This is a genomic window from Actinoplanes sp. ATCC 53533 (assembly GCF_003947245.1).
The window spans coordinates 13,645-38,632 of record NZ_QHHV01000092.1 but is presented as its reverse complement, the minus strand read 5'-3'; the positions used below and the strand labels follow the sequence as shown (position 1 = coordinate 38,632).

At 72.0% G+C, this 24,988-nt stretch carries 26 protein-coding genes; 12 read left to right on the top strand and 14 right to left on the bottom strand.

Annotated elements, in window-relative coordinates; all coding sequences use genetic code 11:
• On the bottom strand, positions 1–186 hold a 186-nt coding region (locus DMB66_RS28195), incomplete at its 3' end, for an NAD(P)H-binding protein (RefSeq protein ID WP_158647388.1).
• Between the two features lie 89 nt (positions 187–275).
• Here DMB66_RS28195 and DMB66_RS28190 point away from each other — a divergent pair.
• Positions 276–1,094, top strand: coding sequence for a TetR/AcrR family transcriptional regulator C-terminal domain-containing protein (locus tag DMB66_RS28190; protein ID WP_199752660.1), 819 nt, complete (start codon positions 276–278; stop codon positions 1,092–1,094).
• On the opposite strand, the gene DMB66_RS28185 is transcribed toward DMB66_RS28190, so the two are convergent.
• From DMB66_RS28185 to DMB66_RS28170, 4 genes are read right to left on the bottom strand one after another with little or no spacing between them, the layout of a single operon-like run.
• On the bottom strand, positions 1,049–1,846 hold the full coding sequence (locus tag DMB66_RS28185) for a fumarylacetoacetate hydrolase family protein (protein WP_125807140.1): 798 nt from the start codon (positions 1,844–1,846) through the stop codon (positions 1,049–1,051). The genes DMB66_RS28190 and DMB66_RS28185 overlap by 46 nt on opposite strands.
• A gap of 39 nt (positions 1,847–1,885) precedes the next feature.
• The gene (locus DMB66_RS28180; RefSeq protein ID WP_125807139.1) at positions 1,886–2,134 is read right to left on the bottom strand and encodes a helix-turn-helix transcriptional regulator; all 249 of its coding nucleotides are present in this window, start codon (positions 2,132–2,134) and stop codon (positions 1,886–1,888) included.
• Between the two features lie 10 nt (positions 2,135–2,144).
• Positions 2,145–2,993, bottom strand: a complete 849-nt coding sequence (locus DMB66_RS28175) for an ABC transporter permease (RefSeq protein WP_125807138.1) — start codon at positions 2,991–2,993, stop codon at positions 2,145–2,147.
• On the bottom strand, positions 2,990–3,943 hold the full coding sequence (locus DMB66_RS28170) for an ABC transporter ATP-binding protein (protein ID WP_125807144.1): 954 nt from the start codon (positions 3,941–3,943) through the stop codon (positions 2,990–2,992). Before DMB66_RS28170 ends, DMB66_RS28175 begins: the two co-directional genes overlap by 4 nt.
• Positions 3,944–3,999: 56 nt before the next feature.
• Between DMB66_RS28170 and DMB66_RS28165 the strand changes: the two genes are divergently transcribed.
• From DMB66_RS28165 to DMB66_RS28155, 3 genes are read left to right on the top strand one after another with little or no spacing between them, the layout of a single operon-like run.
• Positions 4,000–4,824, top strand: coding sequence for an alpha/beta fold hydrolase (locus DMB66_RS28165; RefSeq protein WP_125807137.1), 825 nt, complete (start codon positions 4,000–4,002; stop codon positions 4,822–4,824).
• Between the two features lie 28 nt (positions 4,825–4,852).
• Positions 4,853–5,791 carry a 3-methyladenine DNA glycosylase gene (locus DMB66_RS28160; protein ID WP_125807136.1) on the top strand — a complete coding sequence of 313 codons (939 nt, stop codon included), beginning with the start codon at positions 4,853–4,855 and terminating at the stop codon, positions 5,789–5,791.
• 40 nt (positions 5,792–5,831) lie between these two features.
• Positions 5,832–6,773 carry a transglutaminase-like domain-containing protein gene (locus DMB66_RS28155; RefSeq protein ID WP_125807135.1) on the top strand — a complete coding sequence of 314 codons (942 nt, stop codon included), beginning with the start codon at positions 5,832–5,834 and terminating at the stop codon, positions 6,771–6,773.
• A gap of 151 nt (positions 6,774–6,924) precedes the next feature.
• On the opposite strand, the gene DMB66_RS28150 is transcribed toward DMB66_RS28155, so the two are convergent.
• A complete protein-coding gene (locus DMB66_RS28150) occupies positions 6,925–7,539 on the bottom strand; it encodes a TetR/AcrR family transcriptional regulator (protein ID WP_233624882.1) in 615 nt (204 codons plus the stop codon).
• A gap of 62 nt (positions 7,540–7,601) precedes the next feature.
• On the opposite strand from DMB66_RS28150, the gene DMB66_RS28145 reads away from it, so the two are divergent.
• The 3 genes from DMB66_RS28145 to DMB66_RS64105 all read left to right on the top strand — a co-directional run bounded on the left by DMB66_RS28145 (position 7,602) and on the right by DMB66_RS64105 (position 10,531).
• The gene (locus tag DMB66_RS28145; protein WP_125807133.1) at positions 7,602–8,531 is read left to right on the top strand and encodes an NADP-dependent oxidoreductase; all 930 of its coding nucleotides are present in this window, start codon (positions 7,602–7,604) and stop codon (positions 8,529–8,531) included.
• A 66-nt stretch (positions 8,532–8,597) separates the two neighbouring features.
• A complete protein-coding gene (locus DMB66_RS28140; RefSeq protein WP_199752658.1) occupies positions 8,598–8,753 on the top strand; it encodes a hypothetical protein in 156 nt (51 codons plus the stop codon).
• Positions 8,754–8,914: 161 nt separating this feature from the next.
• Positions 8,915–10,531 (top strand): HNH endonuclease signature motif containing protein, encoded by a 1,617-nt coding sequence (locus tag DMB66_RS64105; RefSeq protein ID WP_158647387.1) that lies wholly within the window; start codon positions 8,915–8,917, stop codon positions 10,529–10,531.
• 597 nt (positions 10,532–11,128) lie between these two features.
• On the opposite strand, the gene arfB is transcribed toward DMB66_RS64105, so the two are convergent.
• Positions 11,129–11,551 carry an alternative ribosome rescue aminoacyl-tRNA hydrolase ArfB gene (arfB, locus tag DMB66_RS28130; RefSeq protein ID WP_125807132.1) on the bottom strand — a complete coding sequence of 141 codons (423 nt, stop codon included), beginning with the start codon at positions 11,549–11,551 and terminating at the stop codon, positions 11,129–11,131.
• 87 nt (positions 11,552–11,638) lie between these two features.
• On the bottom strand, positions 11,639–12,505 hold the full coding sequence (locus tag DMB66_RS28125; RefSeq protein WP_125807131.1) for a DMT family transporter: 867 nt from the start codon (positions 12,503–12,505) through the stop codon (positions 11,639–11,641).
• Positions 12,506–12,571: 66 nt separating this feature from the next.
• On the opposite strand from DMB66_RS28125, the gene DMB66_RS28120 reads away from it, so the two are divergent.
• Entirely contained in the window at positions 12,572–13,468 is an 897-nt protein-coding gene (locus tag DMB66_RS28120) for a LysR family transcriptional regulator (protein WP_125807130.1), read from the top strand.
• A 183-nt stretch (positions 13,469–13,651) separates the two neighbouring features.
• Here DMB66_RS28120 and DMB66_RS28115 read toward each other — a convergent pair whose 3' ends face one another.
• The 6 genes from DMB66_RS28115 to DMB66_RS28090 form a co-directional block, all read right to left on the bottom strand.
• Positions 13,652–14,848, bottom strand: coding sequence for a cell wall metabolism sensor histidine kinase WalK (locus tag DMB66_RS28115; protein ID WP_125807129.1), 1,197 nt, complete (start codon positions 14,846–14,848; stop codon positions 13,652–13,654).
• Positions 14,845–15,528, bottom strand: coding sequence for a response regulator transcription factor (locus DMB66_RS28110; protein ID WP_125807128.1), 684 nt, complete (start codon positions 15,526–15,528; stop codon positions 14,845–14,847). Before DMB66_RS28110 ends, DMB66_RS28115 begins: the two co-directional genes overlap by 4 nt.
• Positions 15,529–15,535: 7 nt before the next feature.
• Positions 15,536–16,408, bottom strand: coding sequence for a S1C family serine protease (locus tag DMB66_RS28105; protein ID WP_125807127.1), 873 nt, complete (start codon positions 16,406–16,408; stop codon positions 15,536–15,538).
• Between the two features lie 10 nt (positions 16,409–16,418).
• Entirely contained in the window at positions 16,419–17,393 is a 975-nt protein-coding gene (locus DMB66_RS28100; RefSeq protein WP_125807126.1) for a VWA domain-containing protein, read from the bottom strand.
• On the bottom strand, positions 17,390–18,355 hold the full coding sequence (locus DMB66_RS28095) for a DUF58 domain-containing protein (RefSeq protein WP_233624881.1): 966 nt from the start codon (positions 18,353–18,355) through the stop codon (positions 17,390–17,392). The genes DMB66_RS28100 and DMB66_RS28095 overlap by 4 nt, the downstream gene beginning before the upstream one ends.
• 61 nt (positions 18,356–18,416) lie before the next feature.
• Positions 18,417–19,436, bottom strand: coding sequence for a MoxR family ATPase (locus DMB66_RS28090; protein WP_125807125.1), 1,020 nt, complete (start codon positions 19,434–19,436; stop codon positions 18,417–18,419).
• Positions 19,437–19,621: 185 nt separating this feature from the next.
• Here DMB66_RS28090 and DMB66_RS28085 point away from each other — a divergent pair, with 185 nt between their 5' ends.
• The 4 genes from DMB66_RS28085 (at position 19,622) to DMB66_RS28070 (ending at position 24,929) form a co-directional block, all read left to right on the top strand.
• Entirely contained in the window at positions 19,622–20,938 is a 1,317-nt protein-coding gene (locus tag DMB66_RS28085) for a pitrilysin family protein (RefSeq protein ID WP_125807124.1), read from the top strand.
• Positions 20,935–22,281, top strand: a complete 1,347-nt coding sequence (locus DMB66_RS28080; protein ID WP_125807123.1) for a pitrilysin family protein — start codon at positions 20,935–20,937, stop codon at positions 22,279–22,281. Before DMB66_RS28085 ends, DMB66_RS28080 begins: the two co-directional genes overlap by 4 nt.
• A gap of 136 nt (positions 22,282–22,417) precedes the next feature.
• Positions 22,418–23,872, top strand: a complete 1,455-nt coding sequence (locus tag DMB66_RS28075) for a hypothetical protein (protein WP_125807122.1) — start codon at positions 22,418–22,420, stop codon at positions 23,870–23,872.
• 58 nt (positions 23,873–23,930) lie between these two features.
• Positions 23,931–24,929 (top strand): endonuclease/exonuclease/phosphatase family protein, encoded by a 999-nt coding sequence (locus tag DMB66_RS28070; protein WP_125807121.1) that lies wholly within the window; start codon positions 23,931–23,933, stop codon positions 24,927–24,929.
• Positions 24,930–24,988: the final 59 nt, after the last annotated feature.

Sequence of the window (24,988 nt, the reverse complement as noted above, 5' to 3'; positions counted from 1 at the left end):
CGCGCGCGCGCGCGCGCGCGCGCGCGCGCGCNCGAGATAGCCACGGACGGCCTCGACCTGCGGCGGCAGGCCGGCCCTGGTGGGGTTGACCGTCAGCGCCCGGACGTCGGTCGCGCCGAGGGCCAGCAGCTCGTCCACGACCAGCCGGCCCACGCCGCCGGTCGCACCGGTCACCAGGATCTTCATTGGCACTCCCCAGTTCTCGTAGATCCTACGGAAACTCTTCTCGTAGGGTATACGAGATGACGGGGTATGCGAAATGACGGAGTTCAGTGATGACGGAGTTCAGTGGGGCCACCGATCCCGACCGGATCCTGCCGCTGCTCTGGCGGCACGGGAAGGCACGCAAGGCGACCACCGGCCGCCCGCCCCGGCTCAGCGTGGATCAGGTGGTGGCGGCCGGGATCGCCATCGCCGGCCAAGAGGGCCTGGCGGCGGCCTCGATGGCGCGGGTCGCCGCCCGGCTCGGGGTCGCGACCATGACGCTCTACACCTACGTGCCCTCGCGGGCCGAGCTGGTCGAGCTGATGGTGGACGAGGTCCTCGGCAGCCGCCGGCTGCCGGGTCCGGGCGAGGACCGCCCGGTGCTCTGGCGCGAGCAGATCCAGCTGTACGCCGACCGCACGGTCACCATGTACCGGGAGCATCCGTGGCTGTGCCAGGTCTCCCGGGCCCGCCCGCCGCTCGGCCCGGGCACGTTGCGGGAGAGCGAGTATGTCCTGTCCACCCTCGGCGGCGTGCCCGTGGCCGAGCGCAACACGGCCGCCACCACGATCGTCATGTTCGTCACCGGGGCGGCCCGGCAGGAGGGCGAGAACGCCCTGCTCCGCCGGGCCAGCGGCCAGTCCAACGACGCGTGGTGGGGCCAGCGGGGCCAGCTCTGGGAGGACTGGTTCGACGTCGAGCAGCATCCCGCGATGACCGAGCTGTGGCACGCCGGCGGCTTCGACCGCGGGCCTGACCAGCAGGCCGCGGACGCCTTCGCCTACGGCCTGCGGCTGCTGCTCGACGGGATCGAGCGCCAGTCGCTCCCGCCGGGGGGCGAGCCTCAGTCCAGCGAGACGACCGGGTTGCGCAGCTCTCCGATGCCCTGAACACTCACCGACACGGTCTCGCCGGAGACGATCTGGCTGACCCCGGCCGGCGTGCCGGTCAGGATGATGTCGCCGGGCAGCAGCGTCATCACGTGCGAGATGTAGGACACCAGGGTCGGCACGTCGAAGACCATGTCCTTGGTGCGGCCGAGCTGGCGCACCTCCATCTGATCGGGGCTGCGGCCCACCTCGCAGCGCACCTCGAGGTCGCTGACGTCGAGCTCGGTCTCGATCCACGGCCCGATCGGGCAGAACGAGTCGAAACCCTTGGCCCGCGTCCACTGCGGGTCGCTGCGCTGCAGGTCGCGGGCGGTCACGTCGTTGCCGACGGTGTAGCCGAAGATGGCCCGCTGCGCGCCGGCCCGGTCCACCCGGCGGGCGCCGGTAGCGCCGATCACCACGGCCAGCTCGGCCTCGTGCTCGACCTGCTGGGACTGCGGCGGGATCCGGATGGCGTCGTTCGGGCCGATCACCGAGGTGGACGGCTTGATGAAGATCAGCGGCTCCTTGGGCACCTCGTTGCCCAGCTCGGCCGCGTGCTCGGCGTAGTTGCGGCCGACGCCGATCACCTTGCTGGAGAAGATCGGCGCGAGCAGCCGGACGTCGGCCAGGGCCCAGCGCTGCCCGGTGAGGCGCACCTGCTCGAAGGGGAGGCTGCTGATCTCGGCGACGGTCAGGCCGCCGGCCCCCGACTCACCCTCGACGACGCCGAAGGACACGCCACCAGCATGAACAAAACGAGCGAAACGCACGGAGAACCCCATCCATTGAGCGAACACGCAGGAACGAGGCTACGCGCTTCGCGGCACCGACTCCGTGCCCAGCCTGGGGAACGGGCTCAACGAGAAGACCACCTCGACGGGCACCTCGAAGTAGCCGCAGATCCGCAACGCCAGGTGCAGGGACGGGCTGAACTCGCCGCGTTCCAGATAGCCCACGGTCTGGTAGTGCACCCCGAGGGCGTCGGCGAGCTGGCGGCGCGAGATGCCGCGCTCGGCGCGCAGCATCGCGATGCGGTTGTACGTGATCTCACTGCTCATGCGTCGTCCGTCACCCGATCCGTGCCATGGCCTTCTCGCGCCGGGCGGCGACGGCCGAGCCCGACTCGCGGCGCGACATTCGGCGCAGCACGATCGGGGCCAGCAGCAGGCCCAGCACAGCCCAGAGGAGCAGCACGCCGAAGGTCTCCGGATGCTGCCAGGAATGGCCAAGCTCGACGGCGGCCAGCCCGTCGGGAAGGAACGCGGAACGCATGCCCAACCCTAGCCAGTAGACGGGAAAGCCCTGCGCGACGCCTTGCAGCCAGCCCGGCATGCTGGTGATCGGGTAGAAGATCCCGGAGATAGTGATCAGGCCACCCAGCGGCAGCAGGAGCAGGCCGATGTTGCGGGGGTTGTCGAGCAGGGAACCGAAGACGGCGCCCAGCGGGATCGTGGCGGCGAAGCCGAGCGGCACGAGCCAGCACAGGGTGAGCCACCCGGCCGCGTCCACCCGCAGCCCGTCGACGATGAACAGGCTGGGCACGAGCTGCAGGACGAAGCCGATCGCCGCCATCCCTCCGACCAGGACCAGCTTGCCGATCAGATAGCCGGCCATGCCGTTGGGCGTCGCCTTGGCCCGCAGCAGGGTGCCGTCCTCGCGGTCGGTGACCAGCTGGGTGGCGACCGTGAGGAGGCCCGCGAAGGCCAGGCCCATGCCGAGCGTGCTGGGCAGGGTGCGGGCGCCGAGCGACAGGTCGGTGCCGGGCACTGTGGCGTCACGCATGAAGAAGACGGTGCCGACCAGCAGGGCCGCTGGGAAGAAGTACGTCCACAGGTCGAGGACGTTGGTCAGGGTCTGCCGCAGCTCGATGCCGCCACGGGCCAGGCCCGAGCGGGCGGCGGTGGAGACGGCGCTCATCGGATCGCCTCGAAAGCCGCGGCCGCGGTGTCGCCCCGGCCGGCCTCTAAGTCGCGGACCAGAGTCATGTACGTGTCCTCCAGACTGGTGCGGCGGACTTCCAGCTCGGCGATGTCCTCGCCGTGCTGCAGGAAGAGCTCGCGGACGAAGCGGGTGGCGTCGGCGGCGGAGTGCACGTACCGGGCACCGTCCCGGGTCCAGCGGATCTCGGACTCCCCCGCGACCCGGCGGGAGAGCTGGTCCGCCGAGCCGTCGGCGATGATCCGGCCGCCGGCCAGGATGACGATCCGGTCGGCCAGCTTCTCCGCCTCGTCCAGATCGTGGGTGGTCAGCAGGATCGTGGTCTCGTCCACGTCGGTCAGCCGGTGCACGAGGTCGTGGAACTCGCGGCGGGCGGCGGGGTCGAAGCCGACCGTCGGCTCGTCGAGGAAGAGCATCTCCGGGCGGCCGACGATGCCGATCGCGACGTCCAGCCGGCGGCGCTGGCCGCCGGAGAGCCGGTTGATCCGTACGCCCGACTGCGCGCCCAGGCCGACGATGTCGATCAGGTCATCGACCGGCCACGGCCGACGCAGCCGCGGCGTCGAGTAGTCGGCGTAGTAGGTGCCGAGGTGGTGCAGCAGCTCACGGACGCGCCACTTGCCGTGGTCGCGCCAGGACTGCAGCACCACGCCGAGCCGGGCCCGCCACTGCTCGCCGCCGGTGGCCGGGTCGACGCCGAGGACCCGGACCTCGCCGGCCGAACGCATCCGGAAGCCCTCGAGGATCTCGATGGTGGTGGTCTTGCCGGCGCCGTTCGGGCCGAGCAGGGCGAGGACCTCGCCGCGCCGGGCGGTGAACGTCACCCCGTGCAGGACGTCCGTGCTGCCATATCGCATCCGCAGGTCGCGGACGTCGAGCACGGTCTCCTCCGGGACCTCCTCCAGTGCCGCCACCAACGCCCCCGTCATCGTCTCCATGTCGAGGACACTATCAAGGATGTAGCAGATGTACTACATTTATTTGTATGCCGACTATCATCAGCGCCGACGGCACCCGGCTCGACGTGACCAGCACCGGATCCGGGCCCGGACTGGTCGTCATCCCCGGCAGCCTGCGCCGCTCGCACCACTACCGGCGGCTCGCCGAGTCGCTGGCGGACTCCCGCACGGTGCACGTCATCGAACGCCGCGGTCGCGGCGACAGCGGCCCGCCCGGCCCCGGCTACTCGATCGACCGGGAGGCCGAGGACGCCGTGGCCGTCCTCGACGCGACGGGGTCCGCCGAGCTGTTCGGGCACAGTTACGGCGGCCTGGCCGGCCTGCACGTCGCCCTGCGCCGCGACCTGCGCCGGCTGGTCGTCTACGAGCCCGGCGTCAGTCTCGACGGCTCGTTCGACCCGACGTTCCTGCCGGCGTTCGAGCGCCGGCTGGAGCGTGGGCGGGCCGCCGGGGCGATGGCCATGTTCCTGAGCGGGCTGGGCTTCGCACCTGTCGGCGTGCTGCCGCTGCCGGCGTACACGGCCTTCGCCTGGTTCCTGCTGCAGACGCCGCAGGGGCGCGAAACCCGGGACCTGCTGCCCACCGTGCCGGCCGAGTTGCGGGAGACCGCCGGCCTGGACTCCGACGGCGGCCGGTACGCCGCCATCACCTCGCCGACTCTGATCGTCGCGGGTGGGCGCAGCCCGGACTGGCTGCGCCGGGTGCAACCACGGCTCGCCGAGCTGATCCCGCATGCCCGATACGTACTGATGCCGGAACTCGATCACAACGCGCCCGACGAGAGCGCGCCCGCGGCGGTGGCGGACCTCGTTCGGGCGTTCCTCACTACAGACGACGCCGAGGCTCGATAGGAGTGGACTTGCTGGATACGCTGGTGCGATGCGGATCAGCGAAACACACACGCTGACCACTGTGCTGCCCTCGGTCAGCTGGATCCCGCTGGCTCGCGCCCACGCCGAGCGGGCGGACGAGATGACCGCCGGGCACCGGGCCAGGAAGGCCAACGGCGAGAAGCACGCCATAGAGGATTTTCTGTACGACTACTACGGCACCCGCCCGGCCCAGCTCCGCCGCTGGCACCCCGGCGTGGGCACCGGCCTGGCGTCGGCGCCGACCGGGCTGGCCGAGCACGCGGGCTGGAAGTGGTACAAAGCGCACCCGGACGGCGTGGTGACGCTCGACCTCGAGGCATACATGCACGCCCGCGGCGAGAGCGTCCGATACATCCACGGCCTGCTCACGGCGACGGCGTCGCGCCCGGCGTTCTCCGGCTGCTTCGGCCTGCACGAGTGGGCGATGGTCTACCGCCAGCCGGAGCACCGGCACTCCCTGCCGCTGCGCCTGGGCCAGGCCGAGACGGACAAGGTGGTGGAGGAGCACCCGATCCGCTGCACCCACTTCGACGCCTTCCGCTTCTTCACCCCGGAGGCGGTGGGCCTCAACCGCCTGCAGCCGACCCGCGCCACCCAGGTCGACCTGGACCAGCCCGGCTGCCTGCACGCGGCGATGGACTGCCACAAGTGGGCGAGCAAGCTCGGGCCCGCGGTGCCGGGCGCGCTGGCCCTGGACTGCTTCGCCCTGGCCGGCGACATCCGGCTGCTGGACATGCAGGCCAGCCCGTACGACCTGACGTCGTACGGCGAGGAGCCGGTGAAAATCGAGACCGCCGAGGGCAAGGCCGAATACGTGAACCGCCAGCGCGAGTTCGCCCGGCGGGCGTCGGCGTTGCGGGCCCGGCTGATCCGGGTCTGCGACGAGCTGCTGGGCCCGGCCCTGGCCGCGGAGAACCGCGAGGCCGTGGCCCCGCACAACACCTGACGGCTGGACAATTTCGCCGACATTTTGACACGGTCCAGCCATGCCCTCCGCATCCCTTGCCCCGGCCGTCGCCGCTTTTTACGTGGCACAGAGCGCTTTCTCCGACCCCGGCGGACTCGCCCCGCGCTATGCCGACCTGCCGGGTGATCCGGCTCAACTCGCCCGCACGACCCGCGATCTGATGGTCCACCGGCTGGAGGGCGAGCTCTTCGGCTACGTCATTCCGCGGGACCGCCTGCACCACGATGCCGAGACGCGCTACCTCGACGACATCCTGCAGATCATCATCGAGCGGAACGACGCCCCGCTGACACGGCGGCGCGAGTTCGGCGACCGCTTCGTCGGTGTCTGCCGCGACTTCGCGCTGCTGCACTGCTCCTTCCTGCGCCACGCCGGCATCCCCGCCCGCCTGCGGTCCGGCTTCGCCGACTACTTCGGCTCGAACGGATTCCACGGCGACCACGTCGTCACCGAATACTGGGACAGCGAACGGGGCTGGCTGCTCGCCGATCCGATGCTGACCGACCCGGTGATCGTCGACACCTGGCAGGTGGACTTCGACCCGATGGACGTGCCGCGCGACCGTTTTCTCGTCGCCGGCAAGGCCTGGCAGGCGATCCGAGCGGGCGACGCGGACCCGGAGACCTTCGGACTCCACCCTCCGGAGGAGGGGGTGATGTTCGGGGAGTGGTTCGTGGCCCATGACGTCCGGATCGACCTCGCGGCGCTGAACAAGACGGAGACGCTGCTGTGGGACACCTGGGGGACGGGAACGGGCGGCAGCCGGGAGATGACGGACGCGAACCGTGCGGTCTATGACCGGGCCTCGCTCGTGGCGTGCGACGAGGTGCCCTTCGATGAGGCGCGAAAGCTGTTCGCGGAGAACGAGGAGCTGCGGACGCCGAGGGCGGTGCTGTCCCTGGCGCCTTTCAACGGCCCGAGCAAAATCGAACTCCGGTCTCAAGGAACTGTGTCCGAGTAGACCTCGACGTCGTAGAGCAGCCGCACCGGATAGCCGTCCGTGACAAGAACGAAGACCGGCTCGGCAGCCGGAGTGCGACCGTGACGCCAGACCTGTTCTCGGGCCGCGTCGACGCCATCCTCGCCGCCGTGCCGCCGTAGCGCAGGGGGGTTCACGTCAGGGGCAGGAGCGGCAGCCGGACCGCCGGAGGTAGCGGCGGGGCGGCCGGCTCGACGCTGAAGCCTCGGAGGAGCAGGGCGGCCAGGCGGCGGGAGGCCGCCATCGCGGCGGCCGGCGAGGTCGCCCGGATGCCGCTGTTGGCCATGAGCACCAGGATCAGGTCGTCGAGGACGAAGTCCGGCCGCAGCCTGCCGGCGGCCTTGGCGCGACGGGCCAGCTCGGCGACGGAGCGCAGCGCACGTTCCCGGGTCGCGGTGAAGTCGATCGCGTGCGGGAACGCCGAAATGAAGGCTGCGGTAAAGCCCCGGTCAAGGGCATGCAGCGCACAGACCTTCTCGATCATGTGGCAGAAACCATGCCACGGGTCCGGGTCGGCGAGGCCCTCGTCGACGGCAGCCGTACAGGCCGTCATCTGTTCGGCGAAGGCCTCAGTGACCAGTGCCTCCTTGGTCGGGAAACGCCGGTAGAGAGTGGCCGGGCCGACTTCGGCGCGTCTGGCGATCTCGCGCATCGGCACGTCCAGCCCGGCGGCGGCGAACGCCGTGCGGGCCACCGAGAGGATCCGCTCGCGGTTGTCCCGAGCGTCGGAGCGAAGGGTGTGAGGCAAACGGTCCGGCATCTCTCTCACTTCAGCTAAGTGGACGGGGCGCTCCGTTAACGTCCTGCGCCATGCGAGCACTGCAATTCAACGAGTACGGTCCGGCAAGCGTGCTACGAGTCGCCGAAGCGCCGGAACCGCATGCCGGGCCGGGCCACATCCGAGTGGCCGTACGGGCCTCGGGCGTCACGCCCGCCGACTGGTATCTCCGGTCGGGCCGTTTCCGCGACAGGATCCCGGTGCCACTTCCTCATGTGCTCGGCGTCGACGCCGCCGGAGTAGTCGACGAAGTCGGCGCAGGGGTCACCGGTGTCCGGCCGGGCGACGCGATCTTCGGCGTTGTCGACATCGCCCGGCTGGGCGGCGCGAATGCCGAGTACGCCGTCCTGACTGCCTGGGCGGCCAAACCGGACGCGTTGAGCTGGGAACAGGCCGGCGGCGCAGCCGCGAATGTCGAAACCGCCACCCGCGTGCTCGACCTGCTGGGGGTAGGCGCGGGCACGACCCTGCTGGTCGAGGGCGCAGCCGGCGGCGTCGGCTCGACCGCCGTGCAGCTCGCGGCGGCGCGCGGCGCGACGGTCATCGGCACGGCCAGCGCCCGCAACCACGAATTCATCGCGGGCCTCGGGGCGACGCCGACAACGTACGGCCCCGGCCTGGGCGACCGCGTCAACGTGCTGGCCCGGGGCGGGGTGGACGTCGTTCTCGACTGTGCCGGATCCGGGTCCCTGCCGGACCTGATCGATCTCACCGGAAGCACGGAACGGGTGGTGACGGTCGCCGACTTGAACGCCGCGGCGTACGGGGTGCACCTGTCCCACTCGGGCGGCCCCGGCGCGGATCCGCAGGCGGTCCAAGGGCTGGCCGTCGCCGCGACCCTCGCGGAGCAGGGCCGGTTCACCGTGCCGATCGCGGGGGTGTTTCCGCTTGCGGACGCCATCGCCGCCCACGAACTGAGCGAGACCGGCCACGCCCGCGGAAAGATCGTGCTGAGCCACTGACCCCGCTAGGGGCCAGTCACTCGTGTCCACAACAGCAGCCTGGCCGGCCAGACCAGCCCGAAACGGTTGGCCGACAGCGCAGCCGGAGCCATGAGCCTGGTCGCCGACGGGTCGGTGCGCATCGACATCACTGCCGAGTACGAGCTGCCCGACGTCGAAACCGCGATCGCGAACCTGGCCGGCGGGAAGACCCACGGCAAGAGCATCGTCCGAGTCAGGTAAGCCTCGCCCCGGGTACGGCAGCCGTGGCATCGCGTCCGGGCGGGCACGTTCGGCGGGTGTCGTCGGTGCTGCTGCCCGCGCCGAGGATGCCGGGTCGGCTGGCGGCACAGGGTTATCCACAGGGCACCCATCCTGTCGTACATCTGTTCTAGGTTGGTCGCGTGTTGGAGTTGGTGTCCGAGGCCCGCCGCGCGGCCGCCGCGTGTGCGACATCCCCTGCCTGGGCGGTCCCGGACGGGGACCTGATCGGGTGTCTGGAGCAGGCCTGGGCTGGGGTGCAGCAGCTCACCGCGGTGGTCGCGCATCTGATCGGGCAGGCGCAAGCGCGAGGTGTGCCGCAGGCACACGCGGCGACCAGCACCGTGGTGTGGCTCCGCCAGCAGTTGCGGGTCAGCCCCGGCACCGCGGCGCGGCTGGTCGCCCTCGCCGCAGCCCTGAACGCCCGGCCGGTGCTGGACGCCGCGGTGTGCGCCGGCACGGTGGCCGCGGAGCAGGCTATGGCCATCGCCGGCACGCTCGCAGACCTTCCTACCGATCTGGGGCGGGAGATCACCGACAAGGCCGAGAGCATGTTGGTGGACTGGACTGACGATTTCGACGCGGTGACCCTGGGCAAGCTGGGTGCGCGGATCCTGGAGCATGTCGCCCCCGAGGTCGCCGAGCAACGCGAAGCTGAATTCCTGGCGCGCCAGGAAGCCCGGGCGCACGGCAAACGCGGGTTCACGCTGAGCCCGCTGGGGAATGGTCAGGTCCGGTTGAGCGGCTACCTCGACACCAGCGGTGCTGCCACTGTCACCGCCGCCCTGGACCCGCTGTGTCACCCCAGGCACGACCCGGCGGAAGCGCGAACCCCTGCACAGCGACGCGCCGACGCCTTGGTGGACATCTGCACGGGTGCGGTGCGCGGCGGATCGGACCTACCGGGCCACGGCGGTGACCCGACCCAGGTCGTCGTCACGATCCCCTTCACCACACTGACCGACCGGCTCCGACCTACCGAGCGATCCCGACCTGCCGAGCGATCCCGACCTGCCGAGCGATCCCGACCCACCGAGCGATCCCGACCCACCGGACGATCCCGACCCACCACACAGTCCCGGTCAGTCGGGCAGTCCCGGCCCACCGAGCGATCCAGGCAAGGCGAGCAGTCCCGGCCCACCGGACAGTCCTCGCCGGCCGAGCAGAGCTGGGCGACGCGCAGGCTCCACGTCGACGACTCGCCCGCGAACACCGAGCCAACCACCACCAACGCCACCACCAACGCCGCCACCAGCAAAGGTCAGGTCTGCGGCCAGGCATCCCCAACGATCGCCCACAGCAGCACCGGCGCCCATGCCGGCATCGCCGACGGGGTGGGCTGGCTGGACACCGGAGCCCCGATCAGCGCCGCCGAAGCCCGACGCCTGGCCTGCGACGCGCACATCGTGCCCGCCGTGCTCGGCGGCGACAGCCAAGTCCTCGACCTCGGCCGGGCACGACGACTGTTCACCGGCCCCCTACGCCGGGCCCTGATCCTCCGCGACGGCGGCTGCACCTTCCCAACGTGCGACCGACCCGCCCGCTGGACAGAGGGACACCACCTGATCCCCTGGGCCGACGGCGGCACCACCACCCTGACCAACGCCTGCCTCATCTGCCGCCGACACCACCGCCTCCTACACAACAACAGCGGCTGGCAGGCCCGCCTCGGCCCCGACGGACACCCCGAATTCCTCCCACCAGCCACCCTCGACCCCGAACGCCGCCCCCAACGCAACACTTTCCACCGCCGCCAATAGGACCCACGCATGGCACCGAGTCGCTCCCGGAGCATCCGGGCACCGCTTCACGGCCCGAGGCGGTATCAACGCACGCCGCCCCGACGATCCGCACCGCGCCGACAATCACAACGACGGCCGCTCCCGCCATCCCTACGAATCACGCCGCCCACAACCACAACGACCGCCGCCCTCGCCATCCCAGCGATCCGCACCGCCTACAACCACAACGACGGGTGGCCCTCACCATCCCGACGATCCACACCGCACACAACCACAACCAAAACGGCGACCGACGACCGGCAACCAGCAACCAGCAACCAGCAACTAGCAACCAGCAACCGACGACCGACGACCGACGACCGACGACCGAACGCCAACGACGACCCCACCCAGAAGGCCTTGATCGGGTCGACCGTCAATCAAACCCGCCGCCAGGCCAGCATCCCTCCCCATCAGCGCCGCCCGCGACCTCTGAGCCCCGCCTCCACAGGCCATGACGGCGACACCAACCACCGCGACACCAACACGTCGACAAGAACACCGCACCCGCCGAGCCCACCACCAGCTCCGCCTCACCGCGGAACCAGCCATGTTCACAAGACGGCGGCTGCCGTCTTAGTCGATCTCGCCGCGCCTGCCGCGCTTGATCTGGCCTCGACGCTTCTTCTCGCCGATGCGCCGTTCCACCGAGCCCCGCGACGGCTTCGTCGGCCGGCGCGAGCGGGGCGGCGGAGCGATGGCTTCAGCGACCCGCGCCGTCAGACGCGCCTCCGCCGCTTCCCTGTTGCGGAGTTGGGAGCGGTGCTCGGACGCCGTGATGGTCAGCGCGCCACCCACCAACCGGCCGCCGAGCCGTTCGACTGCGCGCTCTTTCAACGCCGGCGACAGCACCTCGGAAGCGAGCAGATTCCACGACAGCTCAACCCGCGAGTCGGTCGTATTCACACCCTGCCCGCCCGGGCCGCTCGATCGGGAGAAGCGCCAGCTCAGCTCCCCCTCGGGGATGACCAGCCCTGGCCGAATCACCACGTCGGCCATGTGGTCCCCCTCGCAGAAAGCCGCCCGGAAAATCGTCAGCGCCCAGCATGGCACCGCGCGCACCCGGGCCGCCATTCAGTATGTGGATCAAGAGATCGTGACCGGCCGGCGGCCGGCGGACACGGTGGAGCCGATGCTGGCCAGCACCACCACGGTCACCGCCGCCGCGGTCTGCGGGGCCATCGACTGGGACAGCAGCAGCCAGCCGGCCGCAGCAGCCACGGCGGGCTCCAGGCTCAGCAGTACGCCGAACGTCTGTTGCGGCAACCGGCGCAGCGCCGCGAACTCCAGCGTGTACGGGATCACCGACGCCAGCAGTGCCGTGCCCACCGCGATCAACAGCAACCGTGGCGAGGTCAGCGCCGCCGAGGCACCCGCCAGCCCGCTCGGCACCAGCAGCAGCGCGCCCACGGCCATCGCCACCGCCAGGCCGCCCTGGCCCGCCACCGCCGCGCCGGTCTTCGCGCTCGCCAGGATGTACAGGGCCCAGAACACCGCCGCGACCAGCACGTACCCGACGCCGAGCGGGTCGAGCGCCGCGGTGTCGGAGCCGGTCCAGCCCAGCGCCAGCACGCCCGTGGCCGCCAGGATCACCCAGAGGAAGTCGCGGCCACGGCGGGACAGGATCGCCGCCAGGGTCAGCGGGCCGAGGAACTCGATCGTCACCGCGATGCCCAGCGGGATCCGGGCGATCGCGGCGTAGAAGAAGCTGTTCATTCCCGCCAGCGTCACGCCCAGCAGCAGCACCGCCCGCCACTGGTCCCGGCGCCAGGCGCGGACCGCCGGGCGGGCGGCCACCAGCAGGACGGCCGCCGCCAGGCCCAGGCGCAGCAGAGTCGCGCCGGCGCTGCCCGTGGCCGGGAAGAGCCGGGCGGCCAGCGCGGCGCCGATCTGCAGGGAGGCACACGAGCCGAGGACCATCAGCACGGCCGGGCGGTGGGGAGCGGTTGACATGCCTCCACGGTCGTCCGGAGCCGATCGGTTCGTCCAGCGAATGTTTCTGAGCAATAATGGTTAGCGATGCTGGACATTCATCGCCTGCGGCTGCTGCGCGAGCTCGACCGCCGGGGCACCCTCGCCGCCGTCGCCCGCGCGCTGTCCTACAGCCCTTCGGCCATATCGCAGCAGCTCACGCAGCTTGAGGCGGAGACCGGCGTGACTCTGCTGGAGCACGTCGGCCGGGGCGTACGGCTCACCGAGCAGGCCCGGATCCTGGTCCGGCACACCGAGGTGATCCTGGAGCGGCTGGAGCTCGCCGAGGCCGAACTGGCCGCCAGCATGACGGAAGTCACCGGCACCCTGCGGGTCGCGTCGTTCCAGTCCGTGATGCTGGCGCTGGTGCCCGCCGCGCTGTCGGTGCTCGCCGGCCGGCATCCCGGGCTGCGCGTGCAGCTCACCCAGCGGGACGCCGACATCGCCTTCGCCGGGCTGCTCGCGCACGACTTCGACGTGGTGCTCGGCGAGGAATACCCGGGCCTGCCCCAGCCGCGGATGCCCGGGGTCGACGAGGAGGACCTCACCTACGACGAGATGCGCTTCGCCGTGCCGCGCAGCGGGCCGTGGCGCCAGGACACGCTCGCGCGACTGGCCGGGGCGCCGTTCGTCTTCGACCCGGACGGCATCGTGCCGGGGCAGTGGGCGCGGACGGTGTGCCGCAGCGCGGGCTTCGAGCCCGACGTGCGGTTCGCCAGCGGCGACCTGCTGCTGCAGGTCCGGCTGGTGGAGACCGGACACGCGGTGGCGTTCCTGCCCGATCTGCTCTGGACCGACCGGACGCCGGACACCGTCGTGCTCCACCACCTGCCCGGGCGTCCGCACCGGCGGTTGTTCACCGGGGTACGCAGCGGCGCAGGCCGGCAGCCGGCGGTTCAGGCCTTCCGCGAGGCGTTGCGCAGCACGGTCACTGCCAGGGACTAACCGCTGGCGACTCCGCGGAGGAATTGCGCAGCACGGCCGGGGACCGACGCGGGCGGCGGCTCCGCGGAGGAATTGCGCAGCACGGCCGGGGACCGACGCGGGCGGCCGCTCCGCGGAGAAATTGCGCAGCACGGCCGGGAACCGACGCGGGCGGCCGCTCCGCGGAGAAATTGCGCAGCAAGGTCACGGCCAGGGGCTAACCGTCGGCGGTGGCTCCGCGTCGGCGCGGCCGGCGGCCGGCAGCCACAGCACGAAGGTGCTGCCCTTGCCCAGTTCGGAGAACGCCGTCACGTGTCCGTCGTGCGATTCTACGATCTGCCGGACGATCGCCAGCCCCAGTCCGGTGCGCCGTTCCCGCGACCGTTCCGGGCCCGCCGACGCGGCGCCGCGCCAGAAGCGGTCGAACACCCGAGGCAGGTCCGCCGCGGAGATGCCCGGACCCTGGTCTGCCACGGCGATCCACAACCATGAGCCGGTCCGGCCGGTCGCGACGGTCACCGTCGAGGAGCCGGGCGCCAGCCGTACGGCATTGGACAGCAGGTTGCCGACGGCCCGGCGTAACCCGTCGGCGTCGCCGATCAGATGGAGGTCCTCGGTCAGCTCGTATCGCAGCCGCAGGTTTCGGTCGGTGATGAACCACTCCTCGCCCGCCTCCCGGGCGATCGAGGCGAGCTCCACGTCGGCGTCGGAGAGGCCGTGCGCGTCCCGGCGGGCGGTGGCCAGCAGGTCCTCGACCAGCCGGGACATCCGGTTGGTGGCCCGGTCGACGACGGCCACCGCGCGTTCGCGTTCCTCGGGCGAGGCCTCCGGCGCGGTCAGCGAGGCGTCGAGGTTGGTGCGGATGATGGCCAGCGGGCTGCGCAGCTCGTGCGACGCGTCGTCGATCAGCTGGCGTTGGGCCTGGAACGCCTGATCGAGTCTGTCCAACATGGAGTCGATGGTCTCGGCCAGGTCGCGCAGCTCGTCGCGCGGGCCGTCCAGGTGGATGCGCCGGGACAGGTCGGTCGCCTGGATCTCCCGGGCCGTCCGGGTGATCGCGCCCACCGGCCGCAGCACCTGCCCGGAGAGCACCCAGCCGATGGCGAGGCTGGCGATCAGCAGCCCGCCGAGCGCGATCAGCGACCAGTTGCGCAGAGTCTCCAGGGTGTTGAAGTTCACCGCCGCCTCGATCTCGCTGATCTCGGCGACGGGGATCGACCCCACGTATCTCCCGTCCTGCTTGACCTTCACCATCAGCTCGGTGACCGGCTGCGGGTCCGTGGTGGCCGCCACCGCGAAGTAGGTGATCGCCAGCGCGGCCCCGGCCAGGGCGAAGAGCAGCGAGGAGTAGATCACCGTGAGCCGGAACCGGATCGACCGGAACAGCTCCGGGCGCTTCACTCCGCCCCGTCCCGCAGCCGGTAGCCCCGGCCGACCACCGTCTCGATCGAGCCCTCGCCGAGCTTGCGGCGCAACGTGCCGACCGTCACCCGGACGGTCTGGGTGAACGGATCGGCGTTGGCGTCCCAGACGTGCTCCAGCAACTCCTCGCTGGAGACCACGTGACCCGGCCGGATCATCAGGTATTCCAGGACGCCGAACTCCTTGGGCGTCAGCGTCAGCCGCTCGCCGCGCAGCGTCGCGACGTGCCGGGCGACATCGAGCACCACCTCGCCGACGGTCAGCACCGAGGAGGTGCCGGCGGTGTCCCGGCGCAACAGCGCGCGGATCCGGGCCAGCAGTTCCGCCAGGGCGAACGGCTTCACCAGATAGTCGTCCGCGCCCTCGTCCAGCCCGCGCACCCGGTCGTCGAGGCCACCGCGCGCGGTGAGCATGAGCACCCGCAGGTCGCCGTCGCCCGGGGTTTCCACGTCGCCGTTGCGCAGCGAGCGGCACAGGGTGAACCCGTCGCCGTCGGGCAGGTTCACGTCGAGCAGCATCAGGTCGTACTCGTTCACGGTCAGCCGGTCGTACGCCTCGGCGGCGTCGAGCGCGACGTCCACCGCATACCCCGTCCGGGCGAGCCCGACCCGCAGGCCCTCGGCCAGGTCTTCCTCGTCCTCCACCACCAGCAGCCGCATCTGTCGACTATCCACGACCGATGAGGGTCGTGGCCACCTGCCGGGCCCGGTCGATCGGCACGGCGAAGCCGATCCCGATCGAACCGCCGCCCTCCAGGGTGGCGATCGCGGTGTTCACGCCGACCACCTCGCCGCGCGCGTTCACCAGCGGCCCGCCCGAATTGCCGGGGTTGATGGACGCGTCCGTCTGCACCGCCGTCTGCCGCACGGTCCCGCCCAGCCGCACCTGCCGGTCCAGCGCGCTGATGATGCCGGCGGTGACGGTGCCCGAGAGTCCGAGCGGCGAGCCGACCGCGAGCACCGGCTCCCCGACCCGAGTGGCGCTGAGATCGGCGACCGCCAGCGGGCGCAGCGCGGCCGACGGGGTGACCCGCAGCACGGCGATATCGCTGTTCGGGTCGGTGCCGACGACCTCGGCGGTGAGCCGGCGCCCATCCGAGCCGACCACGGTGACCGATCCCTGTGCCGCGACCACGTGGTTGTTGGTGACGATGTGGCCGCGGTCGTCGAAGACGAAGCCGGAGCCGGACGCACCGCCCGAACCGGTGCGCACCTGCACGGAGACCACGCCGGGCAGCGCCCGGGCGGCGGCACCGACCAGGTCGGACGGCACCCCCGCCACGGGCGGTGGCACGGAAGTGGCGCCGGTCGTCGGAGTGGCCGCCGTGGGCGAGCCGGCCAGGTAGCCGGCCGCTCCGCCCGTACCGGCGGAGACCGCGACCAGGGCCAGCCCGGCGGCCGCGACCAACGGCCAACGCCGGGCGGGCGCACCGGCAGGCACGCCCGCAGCGCGCTCCTCATTGCCGGGCGAGACGAAGATGCCGGGCGAGACGAACTCGGGTCCCCGGGGCGACCCGCCGAGTCCAGTGGTCAATGTCATGAGAATCCCCTTACGGGAGCCGGGCGAACCAGAACATCGAGGCCAGCGCGGCGAGCACCGCGAACAGCAGGCCGAAGCCGATGAAGCGGGCGGAGACGTCCTGCGTCTCGGTCTCGAAGCCGACCGAGCTGCCGATGTCGGCGTACGCGGACCGCAGCTCCTCGGCGCTGCCGGCCTCGAAGTAGTTGCCGCCGGTGGCGTCCGCGACCGCCTGCAGCGTCTGCCCGTCGACGGGCACCCGCTGTCCGCCGCCGCCCCCGCCGAGCGCGCTGCCGCCGATGGTCCCGTTCTCGGTGCCGAACGAGATGGCGTCGACGGGCACGCCCAGCTCGGTGGCGAGCGTCGCCGCCTCGGCCGGGTCCTGCCCGGCGGTGTTGGCGCCGTCGGAGAGCACGACCACCCGGGCGGGCGGCACGTCCTCGCCGGCCTCGGCGTCCAGCGTGCGGATCGCCTCCAGCGAGGTGGCGATGGCGTCGCCGATCGCGGTGCCGGCGCGGCCCGCCGTGCCCTCGGCGAGCCGGTCGATGCCGGCGTCGACGGCGGCCCGGTCGGTCACCGGCGGCACGAACACCGAGGCGGTGCCGGCGAAGCCGACGAGGCCGACGTTGAACTGCTCGGGCAGGTCGGCCACGAACTGATGCGCCGCGGCCTTGGCGGCGGTGAGCCGGTCCGGGTCCACGTCGGTGGCGAGCATCGACCGGGACACGTCCACGGCGACCAGGACGGTGGCCCGTTCCCGGGGCACCTGCACCTCGGACTGCGGCCGGGCGAAGCCGACCACGAGCAGCGCCAGCATCGCCAGGAACAGCCCGGCCGGCACGTGCCGGCGCCACTGCGGCCGGGCCGGTGCGACCCGGTCCAGCAGCTTGAGATTGGTGAATCGGACGGCGTACTTGCTGCGGCGGCGTTGCAGCACCACGTACGCGACGACGAGCGCCGCGACGGCCGCCAGCAGCCACAGCCGTTCCGGGGAAAGCCAGGTCACGTTCTCACTCCTGTTCGAGAAGCTCGGCCGAGGCGGCGCTGGGCGTACACGTGCCGGACGATGTCGGCGACCCAGTCGCGGTCCGTTCGCAGGCTCAGCTGGGCGGCGCCGGCGCGCTTCAGCGCCGTGTCGATGGACGCCTGCTGGGTGCGGGCCGCGGCGGCGTACCGTTCGCGCAGCTTGCGGCTGGCGGTCGGCACCTCGCGCCGGCGGCCGGTCTCCGGGTCCACCAGGGTCAGCAGGCCGACGTCCGGCAGTTCCTGCTCGCGCGGGTCGCGCACCTGCACGGCGAGCACCTGGTGCCGGGCAGCGAGCCGGCGCAGCGGCTGCTCCCAGTCGGGCGCGCCAGGGCCGAGACCGTCGGAGTCGAGACCGTCGAGGAAGTCCGAGACGACCACGGCCAGGCCCCGCCGGGGCACGGCCCGGTGCAGCCCGTCGATCGCGTCGGCCAGCGGTACGTGCTCCGTGGCCGGCGCGGACCGGGGCACGGCGAGCAGCGTGCGCAACATGCCGAGCAGATGGTTCCGGCCGCCACGGGCGGGGAACCGCCGTACCCCGTCGGGCCCGAGCAGGTGCGCGCCCAGCCGGTTGCCGGCGCCGGTGGTGAGGAAGCCGACCGCCGCGACCGAGGCGACGGCCAGCTCGCGCTTCTCGAACTCGGCCGTGCCGAAGTCCATGCTCGCGGTGGCGTCGACCAGCACCCAGGTGGACAGCTCGCGGTCGGCCTCGACCTGGCGCACGTGCGCGACCGTCGTCCGCGCGGTCACCGACCAGTCCATCCGGCGGACCTCGTCCTCGCCGGGCCGATACTCCCGGCTGCCGGCCGGCTCGCTGCCGATGCCCGGCAACAACCCGAGGTACGAGCCGTGCAACATCCCGTCGAGCCGGCGGGTGACCATGAGCTCCAACCGCCGCAGCCGCCGCTCCGGAGTCAGTGCATTGATGGAAGCCCCTTCGTTCACCCCGCACCTCCGGGCATGCCTTCCCGGCCCTGCCTACGTTCCCTACGTCCGGTGCAGTCGCTCATGCCGCGACCCCCAGCCCTGGGCCGTGCTGTTCCTGGGCGGGTGCGATCACCGGCAGCGGCACGGACTCGACGATGCGGCGGATGATCGATTCCGGCTCGATGCCGTCGGCGACCGCGTCGAAGGAGAGCACCAGCCGGTGCGCGAGGACGTCGGGCGCGATGTCGAGCAGGTCGCCCGGCAGCACGTAGTCCCGGCCGCGCAGCAGGGCCAGCGCCCGCCCGGCGGCCACCAGTCCCAGCGTGGCCCGCGGGCTGGCACCGTACGCGAGCTGCCCGGCGATCTCCGGCAGGCCGAAGCGGGCCGGCTCGCGGGTGGCGAGCACCAGCCGGACCACGTACTCGGCGAGCGCGTGGTGCACGAACACCTCGCGGGCCCGGGCCTGCAGCGCCAGCAGCTTGCCGGTGTCCAGCACCGGCCGGGCGGTCGGCCGCACGCCGCCCATCCGGTAGAGGATGCCGAGCTCGTCCTGGTCGCTGGGGTAGCCGACGACGACCCGCATCAGGAACCGGTCGCGCTGCGCCTCGGGCAGCTGGTAGACGCCCTCGCTCTCGATCGGGTTCTGGGTGGCCAGCACGATGAACGGCTGCGGCACCGGGTGGGTCCGGCCGCCGATGGAGACCTGCCCCTCGGCCATCACCTCCAGCAGCGCCGACTGCACCTTGGCGGGCGCCCGGTTGATCTCGTCGGCCAGCACCAGGTTGGCCATCACCGGCCCCAGCTCCACGTCGAAGCTCTCCTTCGACGCCCGGTAGATGCGGGTGCCGAGGATGTCGGAGGGCACCAGGTCCGGCGTGAACTGGATGCGGTGGAAACTGCCGCCGACCGCCACGGCGAGCGTCTCCGCGGCGAGCGTCTTGGCCACGCCCGGCACCCCCTCGAGCAGGCAGTGCCCGCCGGCCAGCAGCGCGGTCAGCAGCCGCTCGATGAGCCGGTCCTGCCCCACGATCACCTTCTTGACCTCGAACAGCGTCTGCTCCAGCAGGCGCGCGTCGGTGTCGGGTGCGATGTCTGTCATGGGTCCCCTTCTCGGCTGACAGTGCGGCGGGCGGGCGCCGGACCTGGGGGTTTCGCCTGACGCCCGCCCTTGGTATCGATGACACCAAGTGGGGCCGAAAGCGGAGCGAAGGAGCGGCGCGACCTCCTCAGCGGAGATACTGGTGACGGCGCCGCCGGTGGGCGGGGCCGTGACAGGGAGGTTGCGTGTCTGCTCAGCCCGTACCGGTCGCCGAGACCGGCTATCCGTGGCCCATCGAAACCGCGCGCCTGGACAACGGGCTGCGCGTGGTCGTCAGCGAGGATCACACCGCGCCGGTGGTGTGCGTAAACCTCTGGTACGACGTCGGTTCGAGACACGAACCGGCCGGTCAGACCGGCTTCGCGCACCTCTTCGAGCACCTGATGTTCGAGGGCTCCGTGCACGTCGCCAAGACCGAGCACATGCGCCTGATCCAGGGCTCCGGCGGCTCGCTGAACGCGACCACGAACCCGGACCGGACGAACTACTTCGAGACGCTGCCGGCCGAGCACCTCGAACTGGGACTCTGGCTGGAGGCGGACCGGATGGGCGGCCTGGTGCCGGCGCTGACCCAGGAGACCCTCGACAACCAGCGCGAGGTCGTCAAGAACGAGCGGCGGCAGCGCTACGACAACGTCCCGTACGGCGACGCGTGGCTGCGCCTGCTGCCGCTGCTGTATCCGCCGGGGCACCCGTACCATCACGCGACGATCGGGTCGATGGAGGATCTGAACGCCGCCAGCCTCGACACCTTCAAGGCCTTCCACCAGCAGTATTACGCGCCGAACAACGCGGTGCTGACCGTCGCCGGCGACGTCGCCCCGGCCGAGGTCTTCGCGCTGGCCGAGAAGTATTTCGGGGCGCTGGAGTCGGTCTCCGACATCCCGCCGGCCCCGCGCGGGCACATCACCGGCGCGGCCACCGAGCCGGTCCAGGAGACGGTGACCGGCAAGGTCCCGGCCCCGCGGGTCTACCTGTCGCACCGCACCCACCCGTTCGGCACCGCCGGGTACGACGCGATCACCGTGCTCTCGACGGTGCTGGGCAGCGGCCGGGGCAGCCGGCTCTACCAGCGGCTGGCCGACGGCGCCCGGATCGCGCAGCCGGACTACATCGGCGCGTACGGCGTCGACCTGGCGCACGCGCCAGCCCCGCTGATCGTCACGGCCACGGCCAAGGACGGCGTCGACGTGGATCGGCTGACGACCGGGGTCGCCGAGGTGCTGGACAGCATGGCGACCGAGCCGGTGACCGCCGACGAGCTGGACCGGGCCAAGGCGCTGCTGACCACCTCGTGGTGGCGGCAGATGTCCACAGTCGGCGGTCGCGCCGACACCCTGAGCCGGTATGCGACCCAGTTCGGCGACGCGTCGAGCGCGGCCTACCGGCTGCCCCAGTGGCAGTCCGTGACCTCCGGCGACATCCTCGACGCCGCCCGCACGCTCAACCCGGAGTCCCGGGTCACCCTGACCTACCTGCCCGAAGAGGGGACCGCCGCATGAGCCTCGTCGCCACCCGGCCCGGCCCGGGCGCCTCCCGGCCGTACACGTTCCCGGACATCCAGCGCGTCTCGGTCGGCGGCGGCGAGGTCGTCGCCGCGCACCTGCCGGGCCAGCACCTCGCCACCGCCGCCCTGCTGCTCGACGCGGGCGGCGCCCGGGAGACCGAGGGGCGGGAGGGCACGGCCAGCGTGCTCGCCAAGTGCCTGGAGGAGGGCACCACGACCCGGGACTCGGCGGCGTTCGCGCTGGCCCTGGAGGGTCTGGGGGCCGAGCTGTCCACCTCGGTCGACTGGGACGCGTTCCGGGTCGGTGTCTCCGTACCGGTGGCCCTGCTGCCCCGGGCGGTGGCCCTACTGGCCGAGGCCGCGCGCACCCCGCGGCTGGACCCGGCCGACGTCGCGCGGGTGCGCGACGACGAGGTGACCGCGCTGCGGATGGACTGGGCGCAGCCCGGTCCGCGGGCGGACGCGGCGCTGCGGATGGATCTCTTCGGCGCGGGCGAGCGGTACGGCCGGCCGCTGCACGGCGACCCCACGTCGATGGCGGCGGTCACCGCCGAGGACGTGGCCGCGTTCCACGAGTCCTGGCTCAAGCACCCCGGCGTGCTGCTGGTCGCGGGCGACCTGGCGCAGCTTGATCTCGCCGAGTTGGGCGCGGCCGCGTTCGCGGGCGCCGCCGGCACGTCGCCGGCGCCGGCCGGTCCGCTGGGTGTGCCGATCGCCGCCGGCCGCCGGGTGCTGCTGGTGGACCGGCCCGGTTCGGTGCAGTCGACGCTGCGGCTCGGTCACCGCGCCCCGGAGCGCGCGAACCCCGACTACGTGGCGATGACGCTGGTGGCGACGGTGCTGGGCGGGGCGTTCACGTCCCGGCTCAACCACCTGATCCGCGAGGTGAAGGGCTACACCTACGGCATCCGCGCCGACTTCGCGATGACCCGCCGGTTCGGCCGGTTCGGCATCAGCTCCTCGGTGCAGACCGCGGTGACCACGCCGGCGCTGACCGACACGATCGGCGAGGTGACCCGGACCCGGCTGGACGGGGTCGCCGAGGAGGAGTTGGAGGTCGCGCGCACCTGGCGGGCCGGGCAGCTCACGGTCGACATGCAGACCTCGGGATCGATCGCCGGCGCGCTGGCCACGCTGGTGGTGCACGGGCTGCCCGACGACTACTACGCGACCCTGCGGCGCAGCCTGCTCGACGCGACGGTGGCGGAGGTCTCCGCGGCGGCGGCGAGGCACCTGCACCCGGACGGGCTGACGGTGGTCGTCGAGGGTGACGGCGCCGTGATCCGCGACGAACTGGCAGCGAGCGGGCTGGGCGAGATCATCGACGCCGAGATCTGACCGTTTGCGGGCTTTTTGGCGGGCCGCCATCGACATTGATGGCGGCCCGCGTATTGCCTTGGGGTGTCCGGCGGGGTTTCAATGGCGCCCAGCGCTCGCTGTGAGAGCGCTCTCACACCGTTGGGAGTTCCGCGAAATGCCCACCAACCTCATCCCCACCCCGGGTGCGTTCTCCCGCCGGCGCCTGCTCACGCTGCCGGCCGCCGCGGCCGCCGCCACCGTCGCCGCCCCGCTGCTGGCCACCGACTCGGCCGCCGCCGCCACCTGCGCGCCGCGGCACCTGGTGGACCGGACGCTGGCCGAGCCGGTGAGCCGCGCGTACCACTATCTCGACGTGGTGCAGGACGCCTACGTCAAGGGTGGCGAACCCCGGCTGCTGCAGAGCTACAACAACGAGAGCGAGCTGATGACGACCGCGTTCGTCTACGACAACGCGCTCGCGGCGCTGGCCTACCTGGCCAACCCGACGGTGGCCAACGTGCGCCGGGCCCGGCTGATCGGCGACGCCCTGCTCTGGATCCAGGCCAACGACGAGAAATACACCGACGGCCGGGTGCGCCAGGCGTACGCGGCGGGCCCGATGCTCTTCTACGGCGGCGGCCCGTCCTTCCCCGGCCTCAAGCGCGAGGACGGCAAGGCGGCGTTCCTGTGGCCGTTCGGCTTCGGCGGCTCGTCAACCGGCGACATGGCCTGGGTGGCGCTCGCGCTGGCCCAGCTCTACATCGACACCCGGATCACCAAATACCTCGACGGCGCCGTGGCGCTCGGCACCTGGATCGCGGGCAAGCAGTCGCCGCACCACTACGGCGGCTACCACGGCGGCCTGCAGGGCGACGGCGAGACGCCGCAGCCCTGGGCCTCGACCGAGCACAACATCGACGCGTACGGGCTCTTCACGCTGCTGGCCAAGCTGACCAGGAACCGGCGCTGGACCGCCCGCGCCGAGGTGGCCGAGAACTTCGTGCGGGGGATGTGGAACCACACCGAGCGGTTCCTCTGGACCGGCACCCTCGGCGGTGTGCCGGGCGAGGACCCGAACCTGATCAACACCGGGAACATCCCCGAGGACGTGCAGACCTGGGCGCTGCTGAGCCTGCACGACCGGCGGTACGACGACGCCGTGGACTGGGTCACCGAGAACCTGGCGAACACCGACGGCGCCGTCTCCGGCGTGACGTACAGCAGCCAGGCCAAGATCCGTACCGGTCCCGTCTCCGGCAGCACCGTGGAGAACAACCGGAACGCGGTCTGGCTGGAGGGCAACGGGCACACCGCGCTGGCCCTGCTCAAGCGCGACGGCCGCGGCGACACCGCGCTGGCCAAGCGGCTGCTGCGGCAGACCACGATCGCCCAGCGCAGCCTCGGCGCCGGGCAGACCGTCGGCCTGACCGCCGACGCCGACCACGGCAAGCTGTCCAACCCCGGCGAGGGCGGCACCTGGACCGGCACCCCGCTGCCCGCCCACGCCGGCATCGTGGCCGCCACCAGCGCGTTCGACACCGGCTTCGCGTTCGGCTACTTCCCCCGCCAGCACGTCGGCGCGACGTCCTGGTTCCTGATGGCCGGCCAGAACTTCAACCCCTATCGATGATGTGACGTGCACCGGGATCGCTCGGTGCGGGTAGCTACCGCCGGATACCGTCGCGCCCATGACGATCACCAGCTCGGCGCCCGTGGCGAAGCCGGTCCGGGTCCGGCGGGTCGCCTGGCACGTGCTGCTGTGGCTGCTGGTGCTGCCGGGCGCGGCATGGGCGGTGGTCCGGCTCGGCGGGTGGGAACGCGGCGGGCTGGTGCAACTTCTCGCGTTCACGCCGTACGTCGCGGCGTGGGCGGTGGTGCCGGCGATCGCGGCGCTGGCGACCCGGCGCTGGCTGGCGGCGGCGGTCGCGACGATCACCTTCGCGCTCCTCGCCGTGGCGGTGCTGCCCCGCGCCTTCGCCGACGGTGACCGCGGCCCACAGGGCGGCGTGGCGCTGCACGTGATGACGTCGAACATGCTCTTCGGCAACGCGGACGCGGCGACGATCGTCAAGCTGGTCCGGGAGAACGACGTGGCCGTGCTCGCCCTGCAGGAGTTCAGCGTGAACGGCCAGCGGAACCTGGCGGCGGCCGGGCTGGGCGAGCTGCTGCCGTACTCGTCGCTGGGCGCCGAGTTCGGGGCGAGCGGCTCGGGGCTCTACTCGCGCTACCCGATCACCAACCCGGGGGTACGGCGCAACGACGGCGGCTTCAACCAGGCGTACGGAACGGTCCAGCCGCCCGGCGCCGTCGCCGTCACGGTGGAGTCGGCGCATCCGCTGGCGCCGGCCTCGCTGGCGATGCTCGACGGCTGGCGGGACGACCTGGACGCCGAGCCCCGGGCGGACCCGAAGGGCGCGCCCCGGATCCTGCTCGGCGACTTCAACGCGACGCTGGACCACCAGCCGCTGCGGGATCTGATCAAGGGCGGCTACCGGGACGCCGCCGACAACGCGGGAAACGGCCTGATCGGCACGTGGGGCCCGTACGACGGCGACCCGCTGCCGCCGGTGACGATCGACCACGTGCTGGCCGACCTCCGCCTGGGCATCGGCGCGGTCAGCGTGCACAACATCCCGGACAGCGACCACCGCGCGATCATCGCGGACCTCAAGATCCCCGCCGCCTGATCCCGGAACGCCAAGCCTCGATCGGCCGACCTGATCGAGCCCGAACGCTCGATCGGCGG